The following is a 19,359-nucleotide window of genomic DNA, read 5'->3' on the forward strand; positions in this document are numbered from 1 at the left end:
GAGCCTAAGCGTTCCCGGGACCCGTGGCGGGGACGATCAGCGGGTGAGCCACGCGTGCAGCGCGTCGTGGCACAGCGCGAGGTGCCCGACCGGGCAGCGCTCGTCGTCCTTGTGCGCGAGCAGCGGGTCGCCGGGGCCGAAGTTCACGGCCGGGACCCCCAGCTCCGCGAAGCGCGCCACGTCGGTCCAGCCGTACTTGGGCGCCGGCCGGCCGCCCGTGAGGCTCAGCACCGTCTCGGCGAAGTCGGCGGCGATCGGGTCGTCGAGCCCGGGGCGCGCACCGGGGGCGGCGTCGGTGACGACCACCTCGAATCCGGAGAAGAGGTCGCGGACGTGCGCCTCGGCGTCGGGCAGCGAGCGCGAGGGCGCGAAGCGGTAGTTGACCGTGACCACGCACTCGTCCGGGATGACGTTCCCCGCGATGCCGCCGCGGATGCCGACCGCGTTCATGCCCTCGCGGTAGACGAGCCCCTCGACCTCGATCGACGCGGGCTCGTAGGCCGCGAGGCGGTCGAGCACGACCGACGCCGAGTGGATCGCGTTGGACCCCATCCACGCCCGCGCCGAGTGCGCCGTGACCCCGGGGACGCGGACCTCGACCCGCAGCGTCCCGTTGCAGCCGCCCTCGATGCCCGCGGCCGTGGGCTCGCCGAGGATCGCGAAGTCGCCCTGGAGGAGCTCGGGGTGGTTGCGGGCCAGGCGTCCCAGACCGTTGAGGTCGGACGCGACCTCCTCGAGGTCGTAGAAGACCCACGTGACGTCCTGGTTGGGCGAGGTCAGCGAGGCCGCGAGCGCGAGCTGGATCGCGACCCCACCCTTCATGTCGACCGTGCCGCGCCCCCAGACCTCGGCCTGGGCACCCTCGCCGACCACGCGGGTGGGCAGGTTCGGCGGGTCGGTGAGCGGGACCGTGTCGATGTGCCCGGCGATCACGACGCGGCGCGAGCGCCCGAGGTGCGTGCGGGCGACGATCGCGTTGCCGTCACGCACGACGTCCAGGTGCGCGAGCGGTCGCAGCGCGGCCTCGACCGCGTCGGCCAGAGCCCGCTCGTCCCCGCTCACGGACGGCACGTCGCACACCGCGCGGAAGAGCGCGGTGAGGTCGCCGTCGAGGTCGAGCCGGATCACCGGTACCGACGACACCGGCGGTGCGGTCTGGTCGGAGGACTGGTCGGGAGTCTCGTCGCTGGTCACACGCAGACCCTACCCGGACAGTTCACCCCCCGGCCTGGAGTGACGGATAGGGTGAAGGCATGACTTCAGCGACTCCCACCGGCGCCGCAACGGGCCCCCGCACCGCCTGGGCCTTCGGCCTCGCCACCGTGACCGACGAGGGCGCCGTCCTCGACGTCTGGTACCCGTCCCCCGTGCTCGGGGAGGCCCCCTCGGACGAGACCGTCCCCGCGTCGCTCGACGCGCTGACCGAGCACGACGAGGCACGCCGCGTGGACGTCGTGGTCGTGCGCACCGTGATCGACCTGGACGCCGCACCGTCGGGCGCGGCGGACGCCTACCTGCGCCTCCACCTGCTCTCGCACCGCCTCGTGGCCCCCCACGGCCTCAACCTCGACGGCGTGTTCGGCGCCCTCGCCAACGTCGTCTGGACCAACCACGGCCCCTGCGCGGTCGAGGGCTTCGAGGAGACGCGCCTGCGCCTGCGCGCCGCGACGGGCCAGCCGGTGCAGGTCCTCGGGGTCGACAAGTTCCCCCGCATGGTCGACTACGTGGTCCCCTCGGGCGTGCGCATCGCCGACGCCGACCGCGTGCGCCTGGGCGCGCACCTCGCCGCGGGCACGACCGTCATGCACGAGGGCTTCGTGAACTTCAACGCCGGCACCCTCGGCACCTCGATGGTCGAGGGCCGCATCTCGGCCGGCGTGGTCGTGGGCGACGGGTCGGACATCGGCGGCGGCGCGTCCATCATGGGCACGCTCTCGGGCGGTGGCCGCGAGATCATCTCGATCGGCCAGCGCTCGCTCCTCGGCGCCAACGCCGGGCTGGGCATCCCGCTCGGCGACGACTGCGTCGTCGAGTCCGGGCTCTACGTGACCGCGGGCACCAAGGTCACCCTCGTGGGACGCAGCGGTCCCGACGGCGGGCCCCTGGTCGTCAAGGCCCGCGACCTGTCGGGCCAGGACAACCTCCTCTTCCGCCGCAACTCCCTCACGGGCGGTGTCGAGGCGGTCTCGCGCACGGGCGTCGGGATCGAGCTCAACGCCGCGCTGCACGCGAACTGACATGTCCTCCGTCTTCGGCGCCCCGGGCCACCAGGGTGCCCCGTCCGCTCCTGGGCAGGAGGGCACGAGCCTCCACGCCCAGGGGCGCGACGTCCGCAGGCGTCGGCACCGCCCGCTGCGCCTCGCCGTCACGGTCGTGACCGTCCTCGCTGTCGCGAGCGCCGGGGTCGTCATCGCGCTCAACCGGCTGACCGACCACACGCCCGTCGCCGAGCGCTGCTCGGCCGAGGCCGACGGGCAGGCCTGGCACCTCTCGCCCGCCCAGGCGGACAACGCCGCCCTGGTCGCCGTCACGACGGTCCGTCGCGGCATGCCCGCACGTGCCGCGACCATCGGCCTCGCGACGGCGCTGCAGGAGTCCCGGCTGCTCAACATCGACTACGGCGACCGCGACTCGATCGGGCTGTTCCAGCAGCGGCCGTCCCAGGGCTGGGGAACCATCGAGCAGATCATGGACCCCGTCTACTCGACCACCGCGTTCTACGACGGCCTCGACACGGTGGACGGCTACGAGGACCTCCCGGTGACGGTCGCGGCCCAGGCCGTGCAGCGTTCCGGCTTCCCCGACGCCTACGCGCAGCACGAGTCCAGGTCGCGCGCATGGGCCTCGGCCTTGACGGGCAACTCCGAGGGCACCCTCTCGTGCGAGCTCGTCGCGGTCGACCCGGCCACGCTCGTGAGCGTCGAGGACTCGAACGAGACGCTGAGGACGCGCGTCGTGCGCGACCTCGGAGACCTGCCGGTCACGGTCGAGGGAGCGAGCACCGTGGTGGACACGACGCCGCTCACGGGAGTCCCGTCAGAGGCCCGCCGGACAGGGTGGGCCGTCGCCCAGTGGGCCGTCGCGAGCGCCGACGCGACGGACGTCGTCCGGGTGGACGTCGGTGACAGCACCTGGACCCGCGAGGACCCCGTGTGGACGCCGTCGAGCGACCTGCCGGCGGACGAGGCCGGCGCTGCTCTCCCGGTCGGTCAGGTGCGGATCACGGTCGCCACGGCCGACGAGGGCTAGCCCTCGCGCATCGCGGCCGTCGCGGCCGAACGGTTGCGCGCGCTCCTGGCGAGCGGCCCGCATACGACGACGGCGCCCCGCACCGAAAGGTGCGGGGCGCCGTCGTCGGTGCTGGTGATCGACGAGGTCAGCGACCGTCGACCGGCAGGTACGGACGCTCGGTCGCGCCCGTGTAGACCTGGCGCGGACGCCCGATCTTGGTCTGCGGGTCCTTCATCATCTCGCGCCACTGCGCGATCCACCCGGGCATGCGCCCCAGGGCGAACAGCGGGGTGAACATGGCCGGCGAGAAACCCATGGCCTTGTAGATCAGGCCGGTGTAGAAGTCGACGTTCGGGTAGAGCTTGCGCTCGATGAAGTAGTCGTCGTTGAGCGCGATCTCCTCGAGACGCAACGCGATGTCGAGCAGCTCGTCCTTCTTGCCGAGGGTCGAGAGCACCGCGTCGGCCTTGGCCTTGACGATCGCTGCGCGCGGGTCGTAGTTCTTGTAGACCCGGTGGCCGAAGCCCATGAGGCGGACGCCGTCCTCCTTGTTCTTCACCTTCTTCATGAAGGTGTCGACGTCGAAGTCGCTGTTCTGGATCTTGTCCAGCATCGACAGGACGGCCTCGTTGGCACCACCGTGCAGCGGGCCCGAGAGCGCGTTGACGCCCGCGGCGACCGACGCGTAGAGGTTCGCGTGGCTCGAGCCCACGACGCGCACGGTCGAGGTCGAGCAGTTCTGCTCGTGGTCCGCGTGCAGGATGAGGAGCTTGTCGAGCGCGTCGACCACGGTCGGGTCGGACTCGTACTTCTCGTAGGGCGTCGCGAACGTCATGCGCAGGAAGTCGTCGACGTACCCGCGCGAGTAGTCCGGGTAGAGCAGCGGCTCGCCCACGGCGCGACGGTGCAGGTAGGACGTGATGGTCCGCGTCTTGGCGAGGAGCAGGACGGTCGCGAGCTCGACCGTCTCGTCGTCGAACGGGTCGAGCGACTCCGGGTAGAACGTCGACAGCGCGTTGATCGCCGACGACAGCACCGCCATGGGGTGCGCGTTGCGGGGGAACGTCCCCATGAACGTGCGGAAGTCCTCGTGCACCAGGGTGTGGCGGTTGACGCGCTCGACGAACGCGTCGAGCGTGGGCCCGTCCGGGAGCTCGCCGTGGATCAGGAGGTAGGCGACCTCGAGGAACGTGGACTTCTCCGCGAGCTGGTCGATCGGGTACCCGCGGTAGCGCAGGATCCCCGCGTCGCCGTCGATGTACGTGATCTCCGACTCGCACGAGGCGGTGTTCATGAACCCGGGGTCCACGGTGACGAGCCCGGTCGACTTGAGCAACGAGGACACGACGATGCCGTCGTTGCCATCGGTCGCTGCGACCACGGGCAGGTCCTGGCTCGATTCGTTGACGACGAGCCGAACGGTCGCCTGCTGGGTGGTGGTCATGTCTTCCTTCCTTGCGCGCTGCCGCTCCCCCTGCGGGTGGCTGCGCGTGTCTTCCGTGGTGTCGCCGCGAGATCGCCACCTGTCCGGCCGAGCCGTCGGTGGCCGAAGTGTCGGACAGCGTTGGCCTGGGTCGACGGTACTCGCTTCACCCACACGTGACCAATCTGGAACGGTCACACAACCGACACTCGCCTGTGATGCGGGTCACAGGCGAGAACGAGGCGCAGTTCGCCCAACAATCGACAGGTGGGTCACACCGCGGTCAACCGGGCCGCCGCCTCGTGCACCCGCTCGTCGCTCGCGGTGAGCGCCACGCGGACGTGACCCGCCGCCGTCGGGCCGTAGAAGGCCCCGGGACCCACGAGGATGCCGAGGTCCGCGAGAGCCCCTACGGTCTGCCAGCAGTCCTGCTCCTCCGCCGCGGCTGCAGGGCGCGACCAGAGGTACAGACCCGCCTGCGACCCGTCGACCTCGAGTCCCGCGTGCCCCAGCGCGGGCAGGAGCACGTCCCGACGTCGCCGGTACACCTCGCGCTGCGCCGCGACGTGCGCGTCGTCCGTGAGGGCCGCGACCATGGCCGCCTGGACCGGGGCCGGCACGATCATGCCCAGGTGCTTGCGCGTCGTGAGCAGGTCGGCGACCACCGCCGGGTCGCCCGCGACGAACGCGGCCCGGTACCCCGCGAGGTTCGACTGCTTGGACAGCGAGTAGGCGGCGAGCAGGCCCTCGTTCGAACCGCCGCTCACGCGCGGGTCCAGGATGCTCGGCACGCCGGAGCTCGCGTACGGCTCCTCCCACGCGAGCTCGGCGTAGCACTCGTCGCTCACGACGACCGCGCCGATCTCCCGGGCGGCCGCGACCACCCGCGCGAGCTCCTCGACCCCGAGGACCTCGCCCGTCGGGTTGCCCGGCGAGTTGACCCAGACCAGACGCACGTCGTCGCGCCCGGCCCAGTCCTCGACCCGGTCGGTCGCGAGCGGGGTCGCTCCGGCGAGCCGGGCACCCACGTCGTACGTGGGGTACGCGGTGGCCGGGTGCACGACGACGTCCCCCGGGCCGAGCCTCAGCAGCGACGGCAGGAGGCCCACGAGCTCCTTGGAACCGACCGTCGGCAGAACGGCGTCCGGGTCCAGCCCGGGCACGCCGCGACGCCGCGCGAACCAGTCGACGACGGCCTCGCGCAGCACGGGCGTGCCGTGCGTGGTCGGGTAGCCGTGCGCGTCACCGGCTGCGGCGAGAGCGTCGCGGACGACGGCGGGGGTCGGGTCGACCGGCGTGCCGATCGAGAGGTCCACGATCCCCCGCGGGTGCTGACGGGCGCGCTCGGCGAACGGCGTGAGCGAGTCCCACGGGTAGGCGAGGCCACCCAGGCTGGCGAATCCCATGGTGTTGTCCGGCCTCCGGGCTCAGGCCTGGGGGGCCAGTGCGGCGATCATCGGGTCGTCCTTCTCGATCATGCCCATCTTCGCCGCACCACCCGGCGACCCCAGGTCATCGAAGAACTCCACGTTCGCCCGGTAGTAGTCGCTCCACTCCGAGGGCACGTCGTCCTCGTAGTAGATCGCCTCCACCGGACACACCGGCTCGCACGCACCACAGTCCACGCACTCGTCAGGATGGATGTACAACGACCGCTTGCCCTCGTAGATGCAGTCCACCGGACACTCCTCGATGCACGCCTTGTCCTTCACGTCCACACAAGGCTGAGCAATCACGTACGTCACGTCGGAGGTCCTTCCACCTTCTGCACAGGGCACTTCCCCCTAGTATCTCTCAGGAGACGGACATCCTGGCCACCCGCCGACCAAGGGAGCGTGACGACTGCTGTGAACCCCTCGCACCGCTTCCCCGCCGTCGACCCCGACTGGGCCGACTGGCCTACGGGCACGCGCGTCGTGCTCCGCCGGCGCCTGAGCGCCGCGGAGTCGCTCGCGACGCGCGACGCGGCGAGCGGCGAGGCCGCGAAGACCGTGACCGACGTGATCGGGATCGTCCTGTCGACCGTGCCCGGCCGGTCCGTGACGGTCCGCACCGACGCCGGCGGATCGCGCGAGGCGGTCGAGGTGACGATCCCCGCCGACCAGCTCGTCGCGGCCAAGCGCATCCCTCCGAGGCCACCCCGCCGGCTGCCCCGCCAACCGGTCGACTGAGCCCGGCGAACGGCCGAGCCCGGCGCCCGGGTTCCGGCCCGGTCCGCTCAGCCCGGCACGACCGCGGCGATCGCGCTCACCTCGATCAGCGCTCCCGGCACCCCGAGCCCCGCGACGCGCGCTGCGGTCACCAGCGGCGGCGCCCCGGAGGTCGCCAGCCGCGGCGCGATCGCACCGTAGGCCGCACCCAGGTCCGCGTCGGCGGCCAGCAGGACCGTCCACTGCACGACGTCGGCGAGCGAGGCCCCCGCTGCCTCGAGCGCGATGCTCACGTTGTCGATCGTCCGGACCGACTGCTCGACGACGTCGTCCGAGACGACTACGCCCGTGTCGTCGACGCCGTTCTGGCCGCCCACGTAGATGGTCGCGGCCCCCGCAGGGACGATCGCGACATGACTGAACGCCGGGCTCACCACGAGCCCGGCCGGCTGCATCCGTGTGATCTCCATGACCTCCACGGTTCCACGGACCCCCGACACCGGCACCCGGGCGGCACCCGAGCGGCACTGGGGTGGGCCCCGGAACCGGGACCGGCTCTCGGCGGCGCAGGGCAACGGCTCCACGGCGGCACCGTGCCGCCGAAGGCCGGGGCCTACCGGTGCAGACCGGGCCTACCGGTGCAGGCCCACGAGCGAGTCCTGCACCGAGACGACGGCCCAGCCCGCGAGGCAGAGCTCGACGAGCTCCGCGAGACCGTCAGGCTCCGCGAGGTCGACCGTCAGCCGCTCCCCCGAGCCGTCTCTCACCGGTACCCCCGACCCGCCCGACGACGGCCCGGCGGCGCCCCGAGGCTGCCAGGTCGCCCGGACGTCGTCGGCCCGATCGAAGAACTCCGACGTCGAGGCGTTGGCCTCGAGCGCCGTCGCGAGCGCCTCCAGGTCCCGTGCCGCGAGACGCAGGGCCGGGGCGATCCACCCCGCGTTCTCGGTGAGCATGGCCTCGGTCCGGCGTGGATCGGTCCGGCCCACCCGGGTCCCGTCCCGGAAGCTGCCCGCCGCGAGCGCCAGCGCGACGTCACGCACCGGGGCCGCCGAGACGAGGTTCAGCAGCTCGATCGCGAACGCGTGCGGGACGTGGCTGACGAGCGCCGCTGCCTCGTCGTGCACCTCGTCCGTCAGGACGTAGGCACTCCCACCCGCGGGTCCCGTCACGAGCGCGAGCAGCGTCACGAGCAGGTCCGCGCGCGTGCGCTCGGTGACCGTGACGGCCCACCGCGCGCCGTCGAGCAGCGACGCCGAGGAAGACCCGAAGCCCGACTGCTCGGTACCCGCCATGGGGTGCGCACCGACGTAGCGCTCTCCCAGCCCGCACGCGTCGAGGACGTCGCGCACCGGCCCCTTGACCGACCCGACGTCCGTGACGAGGGTCGTCGCCGGCACGTGGCGTGCGACCTCGGTGGCCACCGGACGCATGGCCCGCAACGGCACCGCGAGGACCAGGACGTCGGGGGCAGCGCTGCACAGGGCCTCGACGTCCGTCGCCACGAGGATCCCGGCCGTCGCGGCCTCGGCGCGCGTCGCGGGCGAGGAGTCGTACCCCGTGACCTCGATCCCCTGAGCCACGAGCCGCCGGGCCAGGGACCCACCGATGAGCCCCAGGCCCAGGACCGCGACGGTCGGCGGCGTCATGCCCACAGCAGCCCCCGGTCCAGCTCGTCGGCTCCGGCGCCCGCCCCTACCGACCCCACCGGGACGTGGTCGCTCGAGAGCGCCTCGTCGAGCTCGCCACGGGCCGGGAAGACGCCGAGCGTCTTGACCGAGTCCCCCGCGGCCAGCAGGCCCTCGAGGACCTCACGCACCGCCGGTTCCCACGGCGCCGCGTCGGCCGTCAGGACGAACACGTACTTGCCCTCGAGCGCCTTGAGCGGACGCGTGATGAGGCTCGACAGGTTGACCCCGCCCGCCCCGAACGCCTGCGTGATGCGCGCCAGGACCCCCGGTCCCGTCACGAGGGGTGTGAGCGCGAGCATGGTGCGCCACTGTGCAGGCCCCGCGGCCCGCGCCGCCGCGAGCGCGTCGCGCGCACGGTCCCGCCGGACGATCGTGAGGAACCGGGTCCGTGCGCCGTGGAAGTCCTCGACGCCCGCCTCGAGCAGGTCCAGGCCGTAGAGCTCGCCGCAGATGCTCGGACCCAGGGCCACCTGGTGCACGGTCGCGTCCCGGCAGGCCGATGCGTTGGACGCGGCCGGCACCGGCAGCGCCCCCGAGCGTGTCACGAAGCCCTGGCACTGCGCCAGGCCGTGCGGGTGCGCGGTCACCTCGGTCAGGTCGCCGTGGCCCGGCCGGACGAACGCGTCGAACGTGATCTCGAGGACCACCTCGTCGATCGCGACGACGTCCTCGCTGCCCACGATCGCGTCGAGCGACGGGACGACGTAGCCCTCGACCGAGCTCTCGATCGCGACGATCCCCTGGTCGAAGGCCCCCGAGGCGACCCCCGCGTAGACGTCCGTCACGGCCTGGACGGGCACCAGCTCGACGGGCACGTCGGCAGGGCGGTCGGCACGGTCCGAGGTGCCGGGTGATGCCGGGCCCGCAGCGTGCTGCGCCTGGGACCGGACCCACTCCACGGCCGCCTGGTGTGTGAACGTGCCCTCCGGCCCGAGGTAGGCGACCCGGCTCACGAGCCCACGTGCTCCGGCGCCCACTGCGGCACCAGGGCGTCCGGACCGGGCAGGAAGTCACGTCCCGGGAGCACCGCGAGGACGCGGTGCGCGACGTCGCGCACCGCGAGCTCGGTCACGAGCGAGGACAGGACCGACGCGTCGGGGCACGAGAACGACGAGAAGAAGATGTGCGGCCCCGCGAGCGAGCGGTGGCTGCGCAGGTGCTGCATGTCGATCCCGCTCTCCGCGATGACCGACAGCGTCTGCTGGAGCGAGCCGCGGTGGTCGTCGCGCGGACCGAACGCGAACCACACCTGCGCCTGCCCCTCGACGACGGGCGCCGGGCGCCTGGCCTCGACGAGCCCGTACCAGATCGGGGCGCCCGCGCTCAGCTGCTCGCTGCCCGGGATCTCGGCCCACCCGGCGGGGATCTCCGAACGCTCGACGACGAGGGTCCCGTCCCGGCCCGAGAGAGCGATGCGCTCGTCGAGCGCGGTCCGCGACGGGACCAGGCGGGGGTTCGCGCCCAGGGTCCGCAGGACGTGACGGCAGTCGCGCATACCGGCCTCGTCGACGACCACGCTGCCCGTGGCCTGCCCGGGCCGACCCACCCACACCCACTGGGCGGGGACCGCGACGGCCGACGTCACGACCAGGGATGGTGACGCCGCCAGGAGCGCCCGCTCGAGGTCGTGCGACGGCTGTGCAGGGTGCCCGATGTGCATGACTGCCGCCAGGTCGTCGATGCTCGCGACCGTCGCCAGGGTCGACGTCGTGGACCCCAGGTCCAGCAGGTCGTCGGCGCCGGTCCCCGCGGGCAGACCGTCCGCGCCGTGCCACTTCGCGATCTGCGCCGCGAGCCGCGCGTGGGCCCCCGACTCGCGTTCACTACGTCCGAGCATCGAGTGTCTCTGCCTTGCCTCGAGGGGTGGCTGCGCGAGCGCAGCGCCGGTCAGCGTCCGCCGAGCAGTCTAGCCGCGGGGGCACGACCCGGCGGCGGACGCCAGACCCTGTGAGACGGCCTGGATCACGCGCGGAGCCCGACCCTACGTGCGGTGACAGGCGCGGTACGCCCCACGACGGAGCGGGCCGCGGCCCGGTGGCCACGACCCGCTCCGTGATGGTGCCTGGCGCCTCGTCGCCCACCCGACAGCGACCCGCCGACCTCCGGTGCGAGGTCAGCAGGTCAGGGAGCGCAGACGACCTGGTTGTCCGGCTTGTACGTCCACGTGTTCTTCTCGTCCTTGACGACCTTGCCGTCGAGCAGGACCTTGCGAGGCGTCGTGATCGTGAACCCGGGGTTGCCCTTGGGCTGCGGCACGCAGTCGGCGCCCGAGTGGGTCACCGTGGTCGGCTGGACGACGTTGCGCTTCTCGCCCTCGCTCGTCTGCACCTCGTAGTACTTGGTGCTCCAGATCGCGACGTGCAGCTCTCCGCCCCCGACCCACGACTGCATGAGGACGCCGTACGGCGTGTCGTTCTTGAACTTCATGTCGATCGAGCCGACGAAGATGGTCGCCTCGCGCCCTGCCGGGTAGCGGGTGAACCAGTAGCTGTGCTGGCGGTGCTCGACGTCGTCGAGGCCCGCGAAGAACCCGGCGTTGTAGGTCGTGGTCGCCATCTGTGACAGGCCACCACCGATACCGTCGACGTGCTTGCCGTCCTGGACGATCCCGGCAGAGAAGTAGCCCCCCGCCTTGGTGATGGGCGACAGCGTCTCGGTCAGCGAGAACGTCTCGCCCGGCAGCACGAGGGTCCCGTTGACCTTGCTCGCACCCACGCGCAGGTTCTCGGTGCGCTGGGCGTCGTTGGTCAGGGGCGTCGAGAACTCGGAGACCTTCTCCTTGACGCCGAGGGCCTCGAGCGCGGCGACCGACTGTGCGGGGTCCGACTCCACGAGCTCGACGGTCGCCGTCCGCTCGGTGCCCGTCCCCGCGGTCGCGACCGCTGCACTGAGGGCGGCAGGGTCGATCGTCGTCCCGGGTGCGCCGCCCTCGATCACGGGAGCGCCGTCGACGAAGACGAACTTGGCGTCGGCCGCCTCGTTGAGCAGGTCGTCCGTCCCGTCGACGACCGCCTCGAGGAGCGTGGCCCCGTCGAACGTGAGCTGGAGCGAGCCGTCCGCCGCGTTGAAGGCCGCAGCCTCGGCCAGCACGGCCGGGCTCAGCTCGGCGCGCTGTCCGCCCACCTCGACCGTGACCGGTGCGGAGACCAGCGTCGTGGCCTGCGCCAGCGCTGCGTCCGTCTCGGCCTGGGTGATCGCCGGGGCGATCGGGTCGGTGGGCAGCTCGAGCGGCTGCGCGGCCGTGAGCCATGACGACTCGATGATCGCGGTGGCCTCGTCCGCGACGACCTCGGCGCCGTCCTGTGCCGGCGTCGCGGTCGGCTGCCCGTCGGTGAACACGACCGAGCCGTCGACCGGCTCGAGGTTGAGACCCGCCTCGATCTCCGCGACCTGGGCCGCGAGCTTGGTCTTGTCGACCGTGGTGACGGGCAGCTCGTCCTCACCACCGAAGAGCTGCTTCCACAGCTGGACCGGGCTCATGGAGAACGACGTCAGCTCGTCGGCCGTCGCCTGGGCGTCGAACGCGAGACCCGCTGCCGCGGGGTCGAGCGTCGTGGTCGCCTCGCCGGCCTGGAGCGTGACGGGCTCCTTGGCACGTCCCGAGAGCCCCTTCTCGAGGGCTGCCACGGCAGAGGTTCGGTCGAGGCCGCCGACCTCGACACCCGCCACCGTGGTCTCGGGCGGCACCTTGTCCGAGTAGAACCACTGGGCACCCGTGTAGAGACCACCGAGCACGACGACACCGATGCCCGCCCACAGGGCGACCTTGGGCAGTCGGCTCGGAGCCTTGTCACCGGACAGGCCCGCGAGCGGCGAGTCGTCGGCCGGCGGCTCCACGTTCGCCGGGGCAGACGCCCCGACGGGCGTGAACGCCGAGGTGACGGACGTACGCGCAGGAGCGGACGGTGCGGGGGTCGCCGCAGGGCCCGACGTCGCGGCGCTCGTCCACGCGGACGTCGCCGGAGCGAAGGGTGAGGCGGCCGCCTCGGAGGCCGCGGACGCCTCGACCGGGGTGGCGGGCACCTCGGGGACGTCCTGCACGGGCGCGATGACCTGGGTGGCCTGGACGTCCGGGGCCGGGTCGGCGGGCGCGGCCGGCGCCTCGGGCGCTGCGGCGGCGGGCGCTGCGGCGGCGGGCGCGGCGGGCTCTGCGGAAGCGACGGGCGCAGCGGCGGTGGGCGCCGGTGCGGTCTCCACGGGCGGCAGGACCTCCGTCACAGCGCCGGTCGGCGCCTCGGCAGCCACCGCCACCGTGGCAGCGTCCGACTGATCGAACGCGAAGACCCGCGGCGAGTAGGGGACGTCGTCGTCATCGTCGAACGACGGACCACGCGGTGCCGCGGCAGGCGTGGCGGTCGACTCGGGAGCGACGGCCTGCTCGGCAGCGCTCGCCGGCACGGTGGGCTCTACAGCTGCCGGCACGGTGGGCTCTACAGTTGCCGGCTCGGTGGGCTCGGCAGCCGCCGGCTCCGGTTCGATCGGGGCAGGTGCTGCGGCAGGAGTCACGGCCTGGGCGGGAGCCGGGACCTCGGCGTCGGGTGCGGCCTCGTGGGCAGGAACGACCGGCTCGGGCGTCATGGAGTCGGTGGGGACGACCGGCTCGGGCGCCTCGGCCGTGGGGGCTGCTGCCGCTGCGGGAGCGACATCCTCCGAGACAGGCTCGGCGGGAGCGACCGGCTGGGGCGCCGTCGCGGGGACGCGTTCCGCGTCGGAGACGACCGCCGGAGCGTCCGCAACGGCTTCCGCCGTGCCCTCTGCACCGAGCACCTCGGCGGGCTGCTCGTCCGGGGACGCCGTGTCCGCAGCCGATGCTGCCTGGTCCACGAGGACGGTCGGCTCGCTCGACGTCGAGCTCTCGACCGGAGCCGGCTCGTCCGCAGGCTCGACGATCTCCGGACCGGAGCCGGCGGTCTCGGCCTCGGGTGTCTCCGCGTCCGACACGGTCGCGGAGGCCTCGGTCGCCGGGCTCGCCGGAGCGTCGGCAGCACCGGGCACCCCTGCCGGGGCTGCCGCGGACTCAGCGACCGGGGCTCCTGACTCCACTGGAGTCGCAGTCCCGTCGCTCAGGCTCGGGTCGGGCGCGTTCTCACGCTCGGTCGGGTGTCCCATCGACTGTCTCCGTGATGATGTGGGTGCGCGGTCGAGCCGCGACGAAAGTGGGGGGATGCGGGAGCCCGCACGGGGGCAATTCTATGCGTCTGTACCGAAGTGTCCGGTGGTTGTCCGGGGTGAAGATCCCGTGGTGATCTGCGGCTGCGACGACTCGTCGCTCACGCGGGCGACGGCACGCACGGGCCTGTCGCTGAACCAGGACGCCGGTAGGAAGGCGGACACCGCCACGAGCAGCATCCCGCCGTAGACCCACACGAGCCCGACGGTCTGGTTGGGCACGAGCAGGTCACCGCCCGGACCGCGCATCGACAGGACCTGGACGGCGACGACCCATCCGATCGCGAACCCCACGACCCCGGCGTAGCCGGCCCAGGCCCGCGCGAGGGTCCCGGCGGCCAGCACCGCGAGCAGCGCGACGACGACCCCCACGGGAAGGAGGTGGTCGGTCACCACGACTCGGTGCATGACCGTGCCGACGATGCCCACGACGAGGCCCAGGAGCACGCACAGCAGCGCGTGCGTCAGGCGACGGGTTCCGGTCTTCTTCACGACGTCCACGCTACTGGTCCTGTCTGATCATTTCCCGTGAACGTGCGAGAGGCTCCCGCAGACTCCGAGGTCACCGTGTAGAACTCGCGTGAAGGAAGGGCAGCGAGGACGTCGTTGCTCAGCGCGTACCAGCCGAGCGCCTCCGCGGCACCACCCTGGCCCCCCTCCCCCGTCGGGTCCCCGTCGCCGCTGCCCAGCGCGACCCCGACGTGCTGCACCTGGGTCGCGTGCGCACGCAGGGCGCCGACCACGGCACCGAGCACCGGCCCGACCTCGACCTCGACGACCTCCTCGAGACCCGTCTTGGCCACGGGGGGCAGCGGCTCGTCGGGGTTCGGCAGCGTGAGCTCCGGGTGCTCGGCGCGCAGCGTGGCGACGCCGGGCAGGACGGCCAGCTCACGACGAGCTGCTCGCGCGACCTCGGCGGGCACCACCGACTGCCACAGCTCGAGGTCGTGACCGGCCGACGGGTCGACTGCGCGAGCACCGCCCACCCGGACGTCCTCCGGGTCCGACGCTCCGGCGTCGGGCACCACGGAACCCTCCTCCCGGGCGAGCTCGATCGCGCGGACCGTGATCTCGTGCGCCCTCACGTGGTCCGGATGGCCGTAGCCGCCCGACGGCTCGTACGTCACCACGACGCGCGGGCGCCGCTCGCGCAGCACGCGCGCGAGGCGGCGCGCCGCCTCGTCGAGGGGGACGCCGACCAACGCCCCCTCCGGGAGGTCCGCCTCTGCCGCGGCCCGGGCGATGCCCGGCGCGGCCCACGCCATGCCCGAGTCGCGGAAGGCACGCTCACCGACCTGACCCCGTGAGCCGTCGGGCTCGACCTGGTCGAGGAACACGTGGTCGGACACGCCCAGGTTCGCGAGCGCGGCGGCCAGCTCGCCCTCACGGTGCGCCGCGAGGGCCGGACCGTCGCCCTCGAGGTGCGCGAGCTCGGCGCCGATCACCTCGCCCTGCTCGCCGCGCGTGCACGTCACGAGCGTCACGGGCTCGCCCGACGCCGCCCACGTCGCCAGCAGCGCGCCGGTCGCGAGGGTCTCGTCGTCGGGATGGGCGTGCACGGCGAGCAGCCCGCCGCGGGGCCGGACCGGCTCGGTCCTCATGCGCTCTCCAGAGGGGCAGGAAGCGCGGAGCCCGCGCCGCCGGTCACGAGGACCGGCGGCACGGGCTGCACGCTCAGGCGGACGACTGAGCCGACGCTCAGGACTTCTTCGCGCGGGAGAACGCGCGGGCGCGCTCGGTCTGGTCGAGGATGACCTTGCGGATGCGCACGACCTCGGGGGTGACCTCGACGCACTCGTCCTCGCGGGCGAACTCGAGGGACTCCTCGAGCGTCAGGTGCTTCGGAGGGGTGAGGTTCTCGAACGTGTCGCTCGACGCGGCACGCATGTTCGTGAGCTTCTTCTCCTTGGTGATGTTGACGTCCATGTCCTCGTTGCGCGAGTTCTCGCCGACGATCATGCCCTCGTAGACCTCCTGCGTGGGGTCGACGAAGAAGGAGCCACGCTCCTGCAGGTTGATCATCGCGAACGGCGTCACCACACCGGAGCGGTCCGCGACGAGCGAACCGTTGACGCGGGTCTCGATGGGGCCGGCCCACGGCTCGTAGCCCTCGGCGATCGAGGACGCGATGCCCGTGCCGCGCGTGTCCGTGAGGAAGCGCGTGCGGAAGCCGATGAGCCCACGAGCCGGGACGACGAACTCCATGCGGACCCAGCCCGTGCCGTGGTTCGACATGGTCTCCATGCGGCCCTTGCGCTGCGCGAGGAGCTGCGTGACGTTGCCCAGGTACTCCTCGGGCACGTCGATCGTCATGCGCTCCATGGGCTCGTGGCGCTTGCCGTCGACCTGCTTGGTGACGACCTGCGGCTTGCCGACGGTCAGCTCGAAGCCCTCACGACGCATCTGCTCGACGAGGATGGCGAGCGCGAGCTCCCCACGACCCTGGACCTCCCACGCGTCAGGACGCTCGGTCGGCAGGACGCGCAGCGACACGTTGCCGATGAGCTCCTTGTCGAGGCGGTCCTTGACCTGGCGGGCCGTGACCTTGTGGCCCTTGCCGCCCTTGCCCGCGAGCGGGGACGTGTTGATACCGATCGTCATCGAGATCGCCGGGTCGTCGACCGTGATGAGCGGCAGCGGACGCGGGTCGTCGGGGTCCGTGAGGGTCTCACCGATGGTGATCTCCTCGATGCCGGCGACGGCGACGATCTCGCCCGGGCCCGCCGAGTCCGTGGGCACGCGGGTGAGCGCCTTGGTCTCGAGGAGCTCGGTGATCTTGACGTTCTGCATGGTGCCGTCGGCACGGGCCCACGCCACGGTCTGGCCCTTGTGGATGGTGCCGTTGAAGATGCGCAGCAGCGCGAGGCGGCCGAGGAACGGCGACGCGTCGAGGTTGGTGACGTGCGCCTGGAGCGGCGCGCCCTCCTCGTACGTGGGGGCCGGGATCTTGTCGAGGATGACCTTGAACAGGGGCTCGAGGTCCTCGCTGTCCGGGACCGAGCCGTCGGCCGGCTGGACCGTCGAGGCGCGCCCGACCTTGGCCGCGGCGTAGACGACGGGCATGTCGAGGATCGCGTCGAGGTCGAGGTCGGGGACCTCGTCCGCGAGGTCGCTCGCGAGACCGAGCAGCAGGTCGGTCGCCTCGGCGACGACCTCCTCGATGCGCGAGTCGGGACGGTCGGTCTTGTTGACCACGAGGATCACGGGGAGCTTGGCGACGAGCGCCTTGCGCAGCACGAAGCGCGTCTGGGGCAGCGGGCCCTCCGAGGCGTCGACCAGGAGCACGACACCGTCGACCATGGACAGGCCGCGCTCGACCTCACCACCGAAGTCGGCGTGGCCCGGGGTGTCGATCACGTTGATCGTGATGCCGTCGGGCTGACCGGCGGCGATCGCTGCGGGACCGGCATAGTGCACGGCGGTGTTCTTCGCGAGGATCGTGATGCCCTTCTCGCGCTCCAGGTCACCGGAGTCCATGGCCCGCTCGTCGACGTGCGCGTGAGCGCCGAAGGCGCCGGACTGGTGCAGCATCGCGTCGACCAGGGTCGTCTTGCCGTGGTCGACGTGGGCGACGATCGCCACGTTGCGCAGGTCAGAGCGCACAGACATACAGAACTCATTTCGGGAGAGGAGCAAGCGACGGAGGTTTCCGCCCCGGAGTTGGTGGCCAGCAGACGGGCGCCGCCCGCGCAGAGCACGCGCGCGCCGTCGTCCGGGCACGGCTATCTTACCGGGTGCAGGCCAGTGCGTGGAGGGGGTGCTCCGTCACACCCCGCTCCCCTTGCCCGCAGACGCGAGATGCCCGACGACGGCGCGTGCCGTCGTCGGGCATCTCACCCGTGCTGTGCGCGAGACCGGTCAGACCGGCTGCTGCGGGATGCGGTCGCCCTCGAGGTCCTCGCGGTCCTCGTCCTGCGTACGCGCCAGAGCGCCGAGCTCCTTGCGCTCGTCGCGCGCCAGGTCGTTCTTGGACGCGTCGAGCAGGGCGTCACGCACCTCACGACGCCGACGCTGCTCGGCAGGGTCCGGCACCGGCACCGCAGCGAGCAGGCGCTGCGTGTACGGGTCCACGGGCGCGTGGACGATCTGCTCGGTGGTCCCGACCTCGACCAGCTTGCCCTGGTGCATGACCGCGACGTGGTCCGAGAGCATCTCGACGACCGCGAGGTCGTGCGAGATGAACAGGCACGCGAACCCGTGCTCACGCTGCAGGTCCTGGAAGAGGTCCAGCACACGGGCCTGGACCGAGACGTCGAGAGCCGACGTCGGCTCGTCCGCGACCAGCAGCTTGGGCTCGAGCGAGAGCGCGCGGGCGATGCCCACACGCTGGCGCTGGCCGCCCGAGAGCTCGTGCGGATACCTGTTGCGCATGGCCCGGGGCAGCTCGACCTGGTCCAGCAGACGCTCGACCTCGGCGCTCAACGCCTTGCCCTTGATGCCCTTGTGGAGCATGAGGGGCTCGCCGATCGACTCTCCGATGGGCAGGCGCGGGTTCAGGGACGAACCCGGGTCCTGGAAGACGATCCCGACCTCCTTGCGGAGCGGGCGCAGCGCCTTCGGGGAGACCCCGACCATGTTCATGTCGCCGACGCGCAGCGAGCCACCCGTCACGGGCAGCAGCCCGACGACGGCGCGGCCGATGGTCGTCTTGCCCGAGCCGGACTCGCCCACGAGGCCGAGCACCTCGCCCTTGCGGATCGAGAAGCTCACCTGGTCGACGGCACGGAACGCCTTCTGCCGACGGCGGGCCGGGTACTCGATGATCATGTCGGTCGCCTCGAGGACGACGTCCTTGTCCACGACCGGAGCCGTGGCAGGTGCACGGTGCGTCACGGACTCGACGCCGGTCTTCGACGTACCCAGGTGCGGGACGGCGTCCAGCAGACGACGCGTGTACGGGTCCTTCGGCGCGCCGAAGACCTCTGCCGAGGTCCCACGCTCGACGACGTGGCCGTCCTTCATGACCATCATGGTGTCGGCCATGTCCGCCACCACGCCCATGTCGTGCGTGATGAGGATGATCGCGGCGTCCACCCGGTGACGCAGGTCGCGGAGCAGGCGCAGGATCTCCGCCTGGACCGTGACGTCGAGCGCCGTCGTCGGCTCGTCGGCGACCAGGAGCTTGGGGTCGCAGGCGAGGGCCTGGGCGATCATGGCGCGCTGACGCTGACCGCCCGAGAGCTGGTGCGGGTACGCGTCGAAGCGACGCTCGGGCTCGGGGATGTCCACGAGACGGAGCAGCTCGATCGCACGCTTCTTGGCCTCCGAGGGGCCGACCGTGAAGTGCGTGCGGATCGTCTCCACGATCTGGAAGCCGACCGTGTAGACGGGGTTGAGCGCGGTCATGGGCTCCTGGAAGATCATCGAGATCTCCCGCCCACGGATGTTGCGCAGGCCGCCCTGCGTCAGGCCGATGAGCTCGCGGTCGCCCAGCTTGGCACTACCGCGTGCGCGCCCGTTCGAGGGCAGCAGACCCAGCAGGGCGAGCGAGGACTGGGACTTGCCCGAGCCCGACTCGCCCACGATCGCCAGGACCTCGCCCGCGTACAGGTCATAGCTGATGTCGGTCGCCGCCGGGTACCAGACCCCGTCGACGTAGAAGTCCACGCCCAGGTCGCGCACCGAGAGCACGGGGCTCCCCGTGGGCGTGAACTGAGGCACGGAAGATGTGTCGATGGCCACGATGATCAGTGTC

At 72.2% G+C, this 19,359-nt stretch carries 16 protein-coding genes; 3 read left to right on the forward strand and 13 right to left on the reverse strand.

Translation table 11 applies throughout. The features are described 5' to 3' along the window. Positions 1-36: 36 nt before the first annotated feature. Entirely contained in the window at positions 37-1,143 is a 1,107-nt protein-coding gene (gene dapE, locus ACIPWA_RS12415) for a succinyl-diaminopimelate desuccinylase (protein WP_068707451.1), read from the reverse strand. 110 nt (positions 1,144-1,253) lie between these two features. Between dapE and dapD the strand changes: the two genes are divergently transcribed. Then, complete coding sequence (gene dapD / locus ACIPWA_RS12420; protein WP_056650277.1) at positions 1,254-2,237, forward strand: 2,3,4,5-tetrahydropyridine-2,6-dicarboxylate N-succinyltransferase; 984 nt, start codon at positions 1,254-1,256, stop codon at positions 2,235-2,237. 1 nt (position 2,238) lies between these two features. Beyond that, positions 2,239-3,249, forward strand: coding sequence for a hypothetical protein (locus ACIPWA_RS12425; protein ID WP_400290515.1), 1,011 nt, complete (start codon positions 2,239-2,241; stop codon positions 3,247-3,249). Positions 3,250-3,376: 127 nt separating this feature from the next. Here the strand turns inward: ACIPWA_RS12425 and ACIPWA_RS12430 are convergent, their stop codons facing one another. The 3 genes from ACIPWA_RS12430 to fdxA all read right to left on the reverse strand — a co-directional run bounded on the left by ACIPWA_RS12430 (position 3,377) and on the right by fdxA (position 6,399). Further along, positions 3,377-4,675, reverse strand: coding sequence for a citrate synthase (locus tag ACIPWA_RS12430; RefSeq protein ID WP_056763266.1), 1,299 nt, complete (start codon positions 4,673-4,675; stop codon positions 3,377-3,379). Positions 4,676-4,926: 251 nt separating this feature from the next. Continuing rightward, positions 4,927-6,060, reverse strand: coding sequence for a succinyldiaminopimelate transaminase (dapC, locus tag ACIPWA_RS12435; protein WP_400290520.1), 1,134 nt, complete (start codon positions 6,058-6,060; stop codon positions 4,927-4,929). 21 nt (positions 6,061-6,081) lie between these two features. Beyond that, positions 6,082-6,399, reverse strand: a complete 318-nt coding sequence (gene fdxA / locus ACIPWA_RS12440; RefSeq protein ID WP_056764260.1) for a ferredoxin — start codon at positions 6,397-6,399, stop codon at positions 6,082-6,084. 90 nt (positions 6,400-6,489) lie between these two features. On the opposite strand from fdxA, the gene ACIPWA_RS12445 reads away from it, so the two are divergent. After that, positions 6,490-6,825, forward strand: a complete 336-nt coding sequence (locus ACIPWA_RS12445; RefSeq protein ID WP_248948446.1) for a hypothetical protein — start codon at positions 6,490-6,492, stop codon at positions 6,823-6,825. A 47-nt stretch (positions 6,826-6,872) separates the two neighbouring features. Here ACIPWA_RS12445 and ACIPWA_RS12450 read toward each other — a convergent pair whose 3' ends face one another. The 9 genes from ACIPWA_RS12450 to ACIPWA_RS12490 form a co-directional block, all read right to left on the reverse strand. Then, positions 6,873-7,274, reverse strand: coding sequence for a RidA family protein (locus ACIPWA_RS12450; protein ID WP_400290524.1), 402 nt, complete (start codon positions 7,272-7,274; stop codon positions 6,873-6,875). A gap of 162 nt (positions 7,275-7,436) precedes the next feature. Then, positions 7,437-8,453 carry a prephenate dehydrogenase gene (locus ACIPWA_RS12455; RefSeq protein ID WP_400290527.1) on the reverse strand — a complete coding sequence of 339 codons (1,017 nt, stop codon included), beginning with the start codon at positions 8,451-8,453 and terminating at the stop codon, positions 7,437-7,439. Further along, on the reverse strand, positions 8,450-9,448 hold the full coding sequence (locus tag ACIPWA_RS12460) for a prephenate dehydratase (protein WP_400290530.1): 999 nt from the start codon (positions 9,446-9,448) through the stop codon (positions 8,450-8,452). Before ACIPWA_RS12460 ends, ACIPWA_RS12455 begins: the two co-directional genes overlap by 4 nt. Beyond that, complete coding sequence (locus ACIPWA_RS12465) at positions 9,445-10,332, reverse strand: hypothetical protein (RefSeq protein WP_400290533.1); 888 nt, start codon at positions 10,330-10,332, stop codon at positions 9,445-9,447. Before ACIPWA_RS12465 ends, ACIPWA_RS12460 begins: the two co-directional genes overlap by 4 nt. Positions 10,333-10,616: 284 nt before the next feature. Beyond that, positions 10,617-13,604, reverse strand: a complete 2,988-nt coding sequence (locus ACIPWA_RS12470) for a VanW family protein (protein WP_400290536.1) — start codon at positions 13,602-13,604, stop codon at positions 10,617-10,619. 81 nt (positions 13,605-13,685) lie between these two features. Next, the gene (locus tag ACIPWA_RS12475) at positions 13,686-14,156 is read right to left on the reverse strand and encodes a DUF6113 family protein (RefSeq protein ID WP_400290539.1); all 471 of its coding nucleotides are present in this window, start codon (positions 14,154-14,156) and stop codon (positions 13,686-13,688) included. Further along, the gene (locus tag ACIPWA_RS12480; RefSeq protein WP_400290542.1) at positions 14,153-15,265 is read right to left on the reverse strand and encodes a PIG-L family deacetylase; all 1,113 of its coding nucleotides are present in this window, start codon (positions 15,263-15,265) and stop codon (positions 14,153-14,155) included. Before ACIPWA_RS12480 ends, ACIPWA_RS12475 begins: the two co-directional genes overlap by 4 nt. Before the next feature lie 97 nt (positions 15,266-15,362). After that, complete coding sequence (gene typA / locus ACIPWA_RS12485) at positions 15,363-17,273, reverse strand: translational GTPase TypA (RefSeq protein WP_068625323.1); 1,911 nt, start codon at positions 17,271-17,273, stop codon at positions 15,363-15,365. A 249-nt stretch (positions 17,274-17,522) separates the two neighbouring features. Then, the gene (locus ACIPWA_RS12490) at positions 17,523-19,346 is read right to left on the reverse strand and encodes an ABC transporter ATP-binding protein (protein ID WP_068625322.1); all 1,824 of its coding nucleotides are present in this window, start codon (positions 19,344-19,346) and stop codon (positions 17,523-17,525) included. Positions 19,347-19,359: the final 13 nt, after the last annotated feature.

The sequence above is a fragment of the Oerskovia enterophila genome, from assembly GCF_044748475.1.
Taxonomy (GTDB): domain Bacteria; phylum Actinomycetota; class Actinomycetes; order Actinomycetales; family Cellulomonadaceae; genus Oerskovia; species Oerskovia enterophila.